General features: G+C 73.6%; 11 protein-coding genes and 1 pseudogene. 5 read left to right on the plus strand and 7 right to left on the minus strand.

From position 1 onward, the window contains the following. Nucleotides 1–260, minus strand: a pseudogene (locus VH969_RS19360) (serine/threonine-protein kinase); the annotation flags it as partial. A gap of 33 nt (nucleotides 261–293) precedes the next feature. On the opposite strand from VH969_RS19360, the gene VH969_RS19365 reads away from it, so the two are divergent. Then, nucleotides 294–1,328, plus strand: coding sequence for a DNA polymerase IV (locus VH969_RS19365; RefSeq protein ID WP_331976153.1), 1,035 nt, complete (start codon nucleotides 294–296; stop codon nucleotides 1,326–1,328). Here VH969_RS19365 and VH969_RS19370 read toward each other — a convergent pair. Together VH969_RS19370 and thyX are read right to left on the minus strand one after the other, a co-directional pair. Continuing rightward, nucleotides 1,325–1,720, minus strand: coding sequence for an ACT domain-containing protein (locus VH969_RS19370; protein WP_331976155.1), 396 nt, complete (start codon nucleotides 1,718–1,720; stop codon nucleotides 1,325–1,327). The two genes, VH969_RS19365 and VH969_RS19370, sit on opposite strands and share 4 nt — an antisense overlap. Continuing rightward, a complete protein-coding gene (thyX, locus tag VH969_RS19375) occupies nucleotides 1,717–2,469 on the minus strand; it encodes an FAD-dependent thymidylate synthase (protein WP_331976157.1) in 753 nt (250 codons plus the stop codon). Before thyX ends, VH969_RS19370 begins: the two co-directional genes overlap by 4 nt. Before the next feature lie 170 nt (nucleotides 2,470–2,639). On the opposite strand from thyX, the gene VH969_RS19380 reads away from it, so the two are divergent. Further along, complete coding sequence (locus tag VH969_RS19380) at nucleotides 2,640–3,173, plus strand: toxin-antitoxin system HicB family antitoxin (protein ID WP_331976159.1); 534 nt, start codon at nucleotides 2,640–2,642, stop codon at nucleotides 3,171–3,173. A 5-nt stretch (nucleotides 3,174–3,178) separates the two neighbouring features. Beyond that, nucleotides 3,179–4,078 (plus strand): DUF4097 family beta strand repeat-containing protein, encoded by a 900-nt coding sequence (locus tag VH969_RS19385; RefSeq protein ID WP_331976161.1) that lies wholly within the window; start codon nucleotides 3,179–3,181, stop codon nucleotides 4,076–4,078. Between the two features lie 254 nt (nucleotides 4,079–4,332). On the opposite strand, the gene VH969_RS19390 is transcribed toward VH969_RS19385, so the two are convergent. From VH969_RS19390 to VH969_RS19400, 3 genes are read right to left on the minus strand one after another with little or no spacing between them, the layout of a single operon-like run. Continuing rightward, entirely contained in the window at nucleotides 4,333–5,559 is a 1,227-nt protein-coding gene (locus tag VH969_RS19390; protein ID WP_331976163.1) for a winged helix-turn-helix domain-containing protein, read from the minus strand. Then, complete coding sequence (locus tag VH969_RS19395) at nucleotides 5,556–6,515, minus strand: EamA family transporter (RefSeq protein WP_331976165.1); 960 nt, start codon at nucleotides 6,513–6,515, stop codon at nucleotides 5,556–5,558. Before VH969_RS19395 ends, VH969_RS19390 begins: the two co-directional genes overlap by 4 nt. A 40-nt stretch (nucleotides 6,516–6,555) precedes the next feature. Continuing rightward, complete coding sequence (locus VH969_RS19400) at nucleotides 6,556–8,271, minus strand: serine/threonine-protein kinase (RefSeq protein WP_331976167.1); 1,716 nt, start codon at nucleotides 8,269–8,271, stop codon at nucleotides 6,556–6,558. 63 nt (nucleotides 8,272–8,334) lie between these two features. Here VH969_RS19400 and VH969_RS19405 point away from each other — a divergent pair, with 63 nt between their 5' ends. Together VH969_RS19405 and VH969_RS19410 are read left to right on the plus strand one after the other, a co-directional pair. Further along, the gene (locus VH969_RS19405) at nucleotides 8,335–8,892 is read left to right on the plus strand and encodes a GNAT family N-acetyltransferase (RefSeq protein WP_331976169.1); all 558 of its coding nucleotides are present in this window, start codon (nucleotides 8,335–8,337) and stop codon (nucleotides 8,890–8,892) included. Between the two features lie 64 nt (nucleotides 8,893–8,956). Continuing rightward, complete coding sequence (locus VH969_RS19410; RefSeq protein WP_331976171.1) at nucleotides 8,957–9,472, plus strand: hypothetical protein; 516 nt, start codon at nucleotides 8,957–8,959, stop codon at nucleotides 9,470–9,472. Nucleotides 9,473–9,516: 44 nt separating this feature from the next. Here the strand turns inward: VH969_RS19410 and VH969_RS19415 are convergent. Continuing rightward, nucleotides 9,517–10,407 (minus strand): MauE/DoxX family redox-associated membrane protein (locus tag VH969_RS19415; protein WP_331976173.1); only part of this gene is annotated, 891 nt, incomplete at its 5' end.

Below are 10,407 nucleotides of genomic sequence, written 5' to 3' on the forward strand. Positions count from 1 at the left end.
GGGTCGTTGAGCCGTCCCGCGGTCCGCGCCTCGCGCAGCACCCGCTCCTCGAGGACCTTGCGCTCGTCGTCCGGCACCCCGGCCGGCAGGTGCAGCTCCTTGATCGCGACCCGTCTGCCGATCGTGTTGTCCTCGGCGAGCCAGACGATTCCCATGCCACCCCGGCCGATCTCCTCCAGCACGACGTAGCGGCCCGCGATCACGCGCTGGCCGCTGTGCTGGGTGGCTCGGGTGGTCTGCTCCTGTTCCGGCTGGGTCACGCGCGGAATGCTAACGCGCGCCACACTGTCGTCATGGCGGCTTGGATACTCCACGTCGACCTCGACCAGTTCATCGCCGCGGTCGAGGTGCTGCGCCGGCCCGAGCTGCGCGGCCGGCCGGTGATCGTGGGCGGCGCCGGCGACCCCACGCAGCGGGCGGTCGTGGCCACGGCGTCCTACGAGGCGCGCGAGTTCGGCGTGCACTCGGGGATGCCGATGCGGCTGGCCGCCCGCAAGTGCCCGGACGCGGTCTTCCTGCCGCACGACGCGCCGGCGTACGAGGCGGCGTCCGAGGTCGTGATGGACACGCTGCGCTCGTTCGACGCGGTCGTCCAGGTGCTCGGCTGGGACGAGGCGTTCCTCGGTGTGTCCACTGAGGACCCGTGGGCGGTCGCGCGGGACATCCAGCGTGAGGTGGAGGAGAAGACGCAGCTGTCCTCTTCGGTCGGCATCGGGGACAACACGCTGCGCGCGAAGCTGGCGACCGGGTTCGCGAAGCCGGCCGGGGTGTTCGAGCTGACCCGGGACAACTGGGTCGAGGTGATGGCGGACCGGCCGACCCAGGCGCTGTGGGGTATCGGCCGCAAGACCGCGCGCAAGCTCGCCGAGCTCGGCTACGTGACGGTCGCCGACCTGGCCCGGGCGGACCCGGACGTCCTCGCGGCGCGGCTGGGTCCGCGGATCGGCCCGTGGTGCCGGACGCTCGCGCTGGGCGCAGGATCGACGACCGTGCGCGGCACCCCGTACGTGCCGCGGTCGCGCTCGCGGGAGACGACGTTCCAGCAGGACCTGACGTCGCCGTCGGACGTGGCGGCCGAGGTGGCGGCGCTGGCCCGGCGGGTGGCCGACGACGTGGTCGCGGAGGGCCGGCCGGCGGCGCGGGTCGCGGTGAAGGTGCGGTTCGCGCCGTTCTTCACCCACACCCGGAGCATGACGCTGCCCGCGCCGACGAGCTCGGCGGCGGTCATCGAGGAGGCGGCGCTGGAGGTGCTGGCCCGCTTCGCCGCCGACCGGCCGATCCGGCTGCTGGGCGTGCGCGCGGAGTTCGTGCCGGCCGACCCGGTCTAGAGCGGGCCGACCTCGTGGCCGGCCTCCCGCAGTGCCTGCACGGCGCGCTCGAGGTCGTCGGACTTCACGAGCACGTGGTCGGTGTCGTAGGTCGAGACGGCGAACAGGCTGACGCCGGCCGCGGCGAGCTCGCCCGAGAGCGCGGCCACGATCCCGGTGAGCGCGAACTCCAGCGGGCCGCGGACGGACAGCAGCCGCCAGCCGTCCTCCCGGTGCTCGGACGCGGGCGCCACGCGGGTCGGGCATACCACGGTGACGCCGTCCGGCGCGCTGATCACCGACACCACGGTCACGCCGCCGACCGTGAACAGGTGCGGCTCGGGCGCGGTGCCCGGCGGCAGGCGCAGCACGGAGTAGTCGCCGCCGCGGACGTCGACTACGAGGCGTTTCATCCTTCGGTGACGAACGGGCTGGAGGCGACCTCGGAGCCGTCCGGCAGCGTGGAGATCACGAAGTCGTCGAACACGTTGGCGGCCGCCTTCTGCAGCTGCCGCAGGCATTCCACGGCGAGCTCGCGGATCTCGACGTCGGCGTGCTCGCTCGCGCGCATGGCGATGAAGTGCCGCCAGGCGCGGTAGTTGCCGGTCACGACGATGCGGGTCTCGGTGGCGTTGGGCAGCACCGCGCGGGCGGCCTGGCGGGCCTGCTTGCGGCGCAGGGTCGCGTTGGGCACGTCGGCGAAGCGCTCCTCGAGTCCCCGGAGGAGGTCGGTGTAGGCGGCGACGCTCGCCTCGGCCGCGGCGAGGAACTTCTCGTGCAGCACGGGGTCGCTCGCGATGACGCCGGGTTCGACCATCTTCGCGTTCTTCTCCGGCACGTAGCGCTGGGAGAGCTGGCTGTAGGAGAAGTGGCGGTGGCGGATCAGCTCGTGCGTGAGGCTGCGCGAGATGCCGGTGATGTAGAAGCTGACGGTTCCGTGCTCCAGGACCGAGAGGTGGCCGACCTCGAGGATGTGCCGCAGGTAGCCGGCGTTCGTGGCGGTGGCCGGGTTTGGCTTCTTCCAGGACTGGTAGCAGGCGCGGCCGGCGAACTCGGCGAGCGCCTCACCCCCGTCCGCGTCGGTGGACCACGGCACGTCGGCCGGTGGGAAGAACTCCGTCTTGGCGACGAGCTGCACCTTCGGGGCCACGGTCTCCGTCATGCCCCGAACTCTAACCGGCGGCCCTCGCCGAATCGGGATCCACGCCGCTCGGAGCAAAGTCCGGCCGCCGTTCGTTGTCGAGGCGTCGTCAGGACGTCACGACATCGCCTGACATCACGGTGACATCATTCGCCCTTGCCTGACGTCAGATCTGATGCCATAGTGACATCATGGATCTCACACCGTACGTCGCCGCCATGCGGGAGGACCTGACCACAGCGGCCTCCGCGGGCGACGAGAACACCCGGCGCGCGGCCGCGGTGCTGGCCGCCGCGCTGGAGCCCGCCGCGCGGCTGGCGATCATGAACGCGCTCTCCGATCTCGCCGCCGAGGTCACCGCCTCGCTGGAGGACCACGTCGTGGAGGTCCGGCTCGACGGCCGGGACGTCCAGGTGGTCGTCACCGGCACCGGCTCGTCACGCGAGCAGCCGCACGAGGAGGAGCTGCCGCCGCCGGACGAGGGCGGGGACATGAGCCGCATGACGCTGCGTTTGTTCGAGCAGCTGAAGAGCAAGGCCGAGCAGGCCGCCGCGGCGCAGGGCGTCTCGCTGAACACGTTCGTGCAGCAGGCCGTGCAGGGGGCACTGCACGGGAAGGGCCGGCGCGGCAAGGAGTGGGGCCGGTACGGCTGGAACGAGTGGTCGCAGGAACACAAGGGCGGGAGCGGCTCGTCGTCCCGCGTGCACGGCTGGTACGAGGGATGAGGGCGATGACCGAGGATGTCGAGGATCTGGTCCGGCGGCAGAGTTTCGAGGCCGAGGGTCCGGTAGAGCTGGACCTGGCCACCGGTCCGGGGCGGATCGACGTGCGGCTGGTGGACGAGCCGGGGGTGCACGTGGAGGTGCGGCACGACCCGGCGGGTGCGAGCCCGTTCGCGATGGGCATGTCGAACCTGATGAACTGGATCAACACCCAGTTCGGCCAGGGCTTCGACGAAGCGCCGCCGAGCGTGCCGGCCGAGGCCGTGCGCCAGACGAGAGTCGACTTCACCGGCGGGCGGCTGGTCGTCCGGACGCCGAAGGACATGCAGCTGCGCAACGTGGCCGTGGCGGTGTCCGTGCAGGCGCCCGTGGGCAGCCACGTCACGGCGAAGTCCGGCTCCGGCGACCTGACCGTCGGCGGCGCCGCCGGCCGGCTGGAGCTGGTGACCGGCTCGGGCCGCGTGAGCGCCGACCAGGCCTCGGGCGCGGCGAAGGTCGACACGGGTTCCGGTGTCGTACGCCTGGGCCCGATGGCCGCCGGTGTCCGGGCCAAGACCGGCAGCGGCGACGTCGAGGTGACGTCGGTGGGCGGCGTGAGCACGGTGGTCACCGGCAGCGGTGACGTCTGGCTGGGCGCGGTCACGTCGGACGTCCTGGCCCGCACGGGCAGCGGCAACGTGACGATCGCCAACGCGGCGTCCGGCCAGCTGGAGCTGCACACCGGCTCAGGCGCGATCCGCGTCGGCGTCCAGGCGGGCAGCGCGGCGGAGATCGACCTGTCCTCCGGCTCGGGCGAGGCCCGCAGCGACCTGGACCTGTCGTCGACGCCCCCGGAGTCGGCGCCGGCGCTGCGAGTGCGCGGCCGGACGGGCTCGGGCTCGGCCCTGGTCACGACCGCGGTGGACTGATTCCGGTCCCAGTAGAGCGGAGGGGGAAGTAGGGGGCGGGGGGAACAAGGGGGAAACAAGAGGGGGAGGAGGCCGGGTGGCCGCGCAGCTCCGCGCGCCACCCGGCCTCTGGCTTTCCCAGGCCACAAGGTCGCCCGCGCGGACAGGTGGCACGGCCGGCAACGAAACCGCCACCCGCGTCAAAACCGCCGCCCCGGCACCCCCGGCACCCCCGCCGCCCCGGCCACGGTCAGCCAGCGGATCCAGCCCCGAACTCACCCGAGGACGGCCCGCAACGCGGGAGCCAACGACCCCCGTTCGTCGGCAACGACTCTGTCCAGCCCGAGCCACTCGGCCATGACCTGTAGCTCCGCCGCCAGCTCCGCCGCCACGCGGGGCGCGTGTGCGGTCGGCTCCGCGAAGGCGCCGCGCACCCGCAGGGCCCCGGCCTGCCGATCCGTCTTCAGGTCCACCCGCGCGACGAGCTCGCCGTCCAGCAGGAACGGGAACACGTAGTAGCCGTACACGCGCTTCGGCTCCGGCACGTAGATCTCGATGCGGTAGCGGAAGCCGAAGACGCGCTCGGTCCGGGCGCGCTCCCAGATCAGCGGGTCGAACGGGCACAGCAGCGCGCGGCCGTGCACGCGCCGGGGCTGGCGCGCTTCGACGTGCCGGTACGCCGGCTGCGCCCAGCCGCGGACCGTCACCTTCTCCAGGACGCCCGACTCGACGAGGTCGGCCACCGCTTGCTTGCTGAGCTCTGGTGGCCGGATGCGGTAGTAGTCCCGCAGGTCGGGCTCCGTCGCGATGCCGTGGGCCGTGGCCGCGCGCAGGGTCAGCTCCCGGATCGCGTCCTCTGTGGACGGTTCCGGTGCGCGCTGCACCTCCGGCGGCAGCACCCGTTCCGGCAAGTCGTACAGCCGCTGGAAGCCGCGCCGCGCACCGGTCGTCAGCTCGCCGACCGCGAACAGATACTCGCACGCGTGCTTCACCGACGAGCGGTGCCACCAGCCGCCACCCGCACGCCGGCCGGCCAGGCCGAGCTCGGTCTCGAGAGGACCGGCACCGATCGGGCCCAGGTCCTTCACCGCCGCCAGCACGTCGTCGAACAGGCCCGGCGAGTCCTTCAGCAACTTCGCGTACCGCTCCCCCAGCTTCTTCTCGTAGTCCCGCATCCGCCACCGGAACAGCGGCCAGTCCGCCACCGGCAGCAGGCTCGCCTCGTGCGCCCAGTACTCGGCCAGCAACCGTGGCCGCCGCGCGCTGTGCGCCCACGCCGCGTCGTCCACCAGCGCCACCGGGTACGGCCCGAGGCGGCTGAACAGCGGCATGTAATGCGCCCGCACCGCCACGTTCACCGAGTCCAGCTGGATTAGCCGCACCCGGTCGAGCACCCGGCCCAGGTGCCGCCGCGTGACCTCGCCCGCGGGCCGGGCGTCCGTGAATCCCTGCGCCGCCAGGGCGATCCGGCGCGCGGCGTCCGCGCCGAGCGTGGCCGTCATCGAGGAGTTCCTTCCGGGACAGCGGTGTCACGCGCCGCTCGGCTCTCCGCCCGCACCACGAGGACGACGGCGCACACGACCACCAGGCCGCCGGCGAGCTGTACCGGGCCGAACCGCTCGTCGGCCAGCAGCACGCCCAGCACCACGGCGATCACCGGGTTCACATACGCGTACGTGGCCACGGTCGACACGGGCAGGCGGCCCAGCGCGTAGACGTACGCGCTGAACGCCAGCGCGCCGAACAGCACCAGGTACACCCAGCCGAGCCAGGAGCCCGTGCTCACCGCGCCCAGGTCGAGCGGCTCGCCGGCCGCGAACCCGCCGGCCGTCAGCGCCGCACCGCCCACCAGCATGCCGACCGCCGAGAACGTGACCGGGTTCGGCGGCACGGGTAATCGCGAGCCGGCGACCGTGCCCGACGCCCAGCCGGCCGCGGCGACCAGCACCAGCCACGGACCCCACCACGCCGAGCCGTGCGCGCCCGCGACCGGCCCACCGAGCAGCAGGACCGCGAGGCCGACCACCCCGATCAGCACGCCGGCCAGCGTCACCGGCGGCGGCCGCTGGCCGATCAGCCGGCGCAGCACGACCACGTACAGCGGGATGCACGCGATCAGCAGCGCGGCCAGCCCGGACGCCACGTGCTGCTCGGCGACCACGACCAGCCCGTTGCCCCACCCCGGCAGCAGCAGGCCGACCAGCGCCGCGGTGCCGAACTGCGGCCACGTCATCCGGAACCCGCCCGGGCCCGCGAACACCAGCACGGCCAGGCACAACAAGAGACCGGACGCCAGGAACCGCGCACCGGCGGACAGCAGCGGCGGCATGGTCTCCACGCTGAACCGGATGGCGAGGTACGTGGATCCCCACACGACGTACACGACGCCGAGCGCGGTCCACGCGAGCCAGCCGGCGTGGGTGCCGGCGGCAGGTCTGTCGATGGCGGTGTTGCTCACGTCGACACCATCGCACGAACCACCGACAAAAACTCGCCGGTTACTCAGGGGGACGGAACGCCGATCCGTTGATGTTCTCGACACCCGTAAGCGTGGCGACGCAGCGGTAGATGTCACGGCCCGCAGCCCGGTCGTCGGGCGTGGGCGGCAGGATCTCGATCGACCACTTGTCCGCGCCGTACTTCTTCGCGTCGCCGAACCGCGAGGCGAGCATCGTCTGCGCCGAGCAGACCCGCTGCACGGACGCGTCCGCGGCGAGCTTGTCCTGGTACGGGTCGACGACCGCGGCGGGCATGGCGGCGATCGCGAACGTCTCGTAGACGTGGCTCTCCGTGCACGCGAGCTCGCGGATGCTGCCGAGCTGGCCCTGGATCACGACGATCCCGCTCCAGCACTGCGCCCGCTTCGTGCACCGCGCGCCGGCGTCCGGCACGGCCGCGGCCGGGCAGTTCTCGGTCACCGTCGGCACCCCGTACCGCTGCGTGTCGCCGTCCGCGGCGGGCTGGGCTGCGGTGGACCCCGTGGTCCGGTCGCCGGAGCCGGGCCCCTCGGTCGAGTCCTTGAGCGCGAACCACACGCCGGCCACCACCAGCAGCACCGCCACCAGCGCCCCACCCGCGAGGAGCAGCGGCCGCCGGGAGTGCGACGACGCGGACGGCCCGGGAGGCGGGCCGGACGGTGAGCCGGAAGGCGGACCGGGCGCGACGGACGGCATACCCGACGGCGGGCTGACCGGTGGCATGGACAGGCCGAGCGGCGGGCTCGCCGGTGGCGCGGACGGCGGGCCGGCGGGCGGGTTGGCGGCCGGTATCCGCGGCGGCACACCGGAGGCGTGCGGGTATGACGGGACGGGTGGCCGTGGCGCGACCGGTGGCCCGTCCGGTGGCGCGGACGGACGCGGCGCGGCCACCGTCGTCACGGCCTGCGTGACGGCGTGCCGGGGCCCGCCCGCGTCACCGACGGCGAGCCGGGCGAGGTCGGCCCCGAGCGCGCCGGCCTCCGCGTAGCGGTGTGCCGGGTCCTTCGCGAGGCCGCGGCGCAGGATCGCCATCAGCTCCGGCGGGATGCCCGGGATGTCGTCGATGGGCGCGTCGTGCCGGCGCACGATCTCCGGCACGCTCAGGTCGCCCTCCGAAGGGAAGCGCGGCGGCACGCCGGTGAGCAGCGTGTACAGCGTGGCGGTCAGCGCGTACACGTCGGACTGCACGGTCGGCGGGTGCAGGTGGAACGCCTCCGGCGCGGCGTAGGCCGGGGTGAGCGCGGCCAGCGTGACCGACGAGTCGCGGCCGGCCTCGACCACGGCGGCGAGCCCGAAGTCCGCGAGCCCGACCGCGCCGTACCGCTTGACCAGGATGTTGCCGGGCTTGATGTCGCGGTGCAGCACGCCGAGGTCGTGCGCGGCCGCGAGCGCGTCGCAGATCCGGGTGCCGACCTCGACGACCTCGCGCACCGGCAGCCGCCCGCGGTCGGCCAGCGAGCCGCCCGGGCACAGCTCCATCACCAGGTACGGCCGCGAGTCGGGCAGCACGCCGGCGTCGTAGATCTCCACCACGTGCGGGTGCCCGGACAGCCGCCCCGCGGCGCGCACCTCGCGGAGGAACCGGCGCCGGTCGCGGTCGTCGAGGATCAGCCGGTTGTCGACCTTGATGGCGACCTCGCGGTCGATGGTGACCTGGCGCGCCCGGTACACGACGCCGAAACCGCCCCGCCCCAACGGGTCGAGCACCTCGTAGCCGGGGACGGAGACTGCGGTCACGAGCAGAGAGGGTACGTCCCGGCCACGCCGCCGCGCAGGCGGTCCGGCCGGTAGGTTGCGGTCATGGCCGATGCCACCGTCCGACCCGCCGAGCCGCACGACGCCGCGGAGATCGCCCGTATCCAGCTGGACACCTGGCGCACCGCGTACGCCGACCTGCTGCCACCGCAGGTCCTGGCCGAGCTGGACGCCGGCGAGGCCGAGCTGACCTGGCGGCAGACCATCGAGCAGGGCCCGGCGCAGGTGTTCGTGGCGACCGAGGGCGACTGGCTCGTCGGGTTCTGCGCGGCCGGGCCGGCGCCGGAGGACGAGACCGCGGGCGCGGACGGCTCGCCGGCGAAGGACTCGGCGACGGTCGCGCTGGTCAGCACCGTGCTGGTGGAGCCGCGCTGGGGCCGGCGCGGGCACGGCGGGCGGTTGCTCGCCGAGGCCGGCCGGGCCATGCGCGAGGCCGGCTCGACACGGGGCATCGCGTGGGTGCCGGAGACGGACAAGGCGACGCTGGGGTTTTACGATCGCGCCGGCTGGGTAGCCGACGGCACGGTCCGCACACTCGATGCAGGTGGCCGGCCACTCCGCGAAATACGGCTGACCGGAACGCTACGTATTGAACTGGTCTGACCGACAACACGTATAGGTAACAACTAGTCTGTTCGCGTTCGTCGATGTCGCTGGGAGTTGGCTGGTGTTTGCGTGGCTGTGCGTCACCCTCGGTGTCGCGTTCGGCTCCGCCATCCTGCCGCTGCTCAGCATCGAGATCTTCCTGGTCGGGCTCGCCTTGCAGGAGCCGCACATCCCCTGGCTCGCGCTCGGCGCGGTGGTCGCCGTGGGCCAGGTCGGCGGCAAGCTCGTCTACTACTACGCGGCGAAGGGCCAGCTGCCCCTGCCGCGCTGGATGCATCGCAAGCGGGCGCCCGGCCCGCCGAGCGCCCGCCGGCTGCGCTGGCAGCTGCGGACCAAGCGGATCCGCGGCTGGATCGAGGCGCTGCGCGAGAAGTGCCACCGCCACCCGCGCTGGATGGTCGGCACGTACGGGGTCAGCTCGGTGCTCGGGCTGCCGCCGTTCATGGCGACCTCGGTGCTCGCCGGCATGGTGCGGATGAGTGTCTCCGCGTTCGTCGGCGCCGGCCTGGTCGGCCGGTTCATCCGGTTCAGCGCGGTCGCCGCGTCGCCGGCGCTGTTCGCTGGCTGGATCTTCTGACCTGTCGGACCCGCCGGCCCTCGACGGCGGGTCCGACCCCTTCCTCACGAGCCGCTGAGCGCCTCCGCCGACTCCGGGACGAGCGCCACGCGGACGTCGTCTGGCCGGTAGTCCCGCAGCGGCACGGCGAACACGGCGGTCGCGTGCCCTTCGTCGGTGCGGGCGGCGTAGGTGACGATCCGCCACTCGCCCTCCTCCCACGAGTCCAGGAGGTCCGAGCGCAGCTGGTCCACGACCGACCGGTACGCGTCGCTCTTCAGCAGCTGCTGCACGGTCGACTCGAGCGGGATCGCGGCCGAGCGGTTGCCCGCCAGCGGGTGCGACAGGCGGACCCGCCAGCGGCGCAGCGGCAGCAGCCAGCGGTGGTCCAGCTCCGGCGACAGGGCGACGACCAGTGCGGCCTCGGCCACCAGCAGCCCGGCCGTCGCGAGTGGACGGTCGGCGACCGCGAGCGGCCACCACGCCGGGCCGAGCGCGGCCAGCACGCCCGCCACGACGAGCAGGCCGGCGCGCAGGAAGCCGCGGGCGCGCACCGGGGTTTCCTTGTCCCCCAGGCAACCGCAGCCCGAGTCGGGCGCCTTGACCTTGGCGTACGCGAGGTAGCCGAGCATGCCGACGCTCAGCGCGACGGCCGCGTACGCCTCGACCGCGACCGCGGGCGGGGCCACGAGCAGCACGCCCAGCACGAGCTCGGCGCACGCCACCGCGCGGTACGCGGCCACCACGTGCCGCTCCCGCACTAGCCGCTTGAGCGCCGACCGGCGGGCGGCATCGGGGTTGCGGAGCTTCACGACGCTCGCCCACAGCAGCACACCGCCGAGCAGGACCTGCTGCACGCTCGCCGAAGACGCGAACACTGATTCCATCACCGGTGTCCTCCAGTCCGGGGCCGGCCGGCCACCCTCGCCACGCCCGAGCCGCGGGCGAGGGCGGCC

It is taken from the genome of Actinophytocola sp. (assembly GCF_036555685.1).
Taxonomy (GTDB): Bacteria; Actinomycetota; Actinomycetes; order Mycobacteriales; family Pseudonocardiaceae; genus Actinophytocola.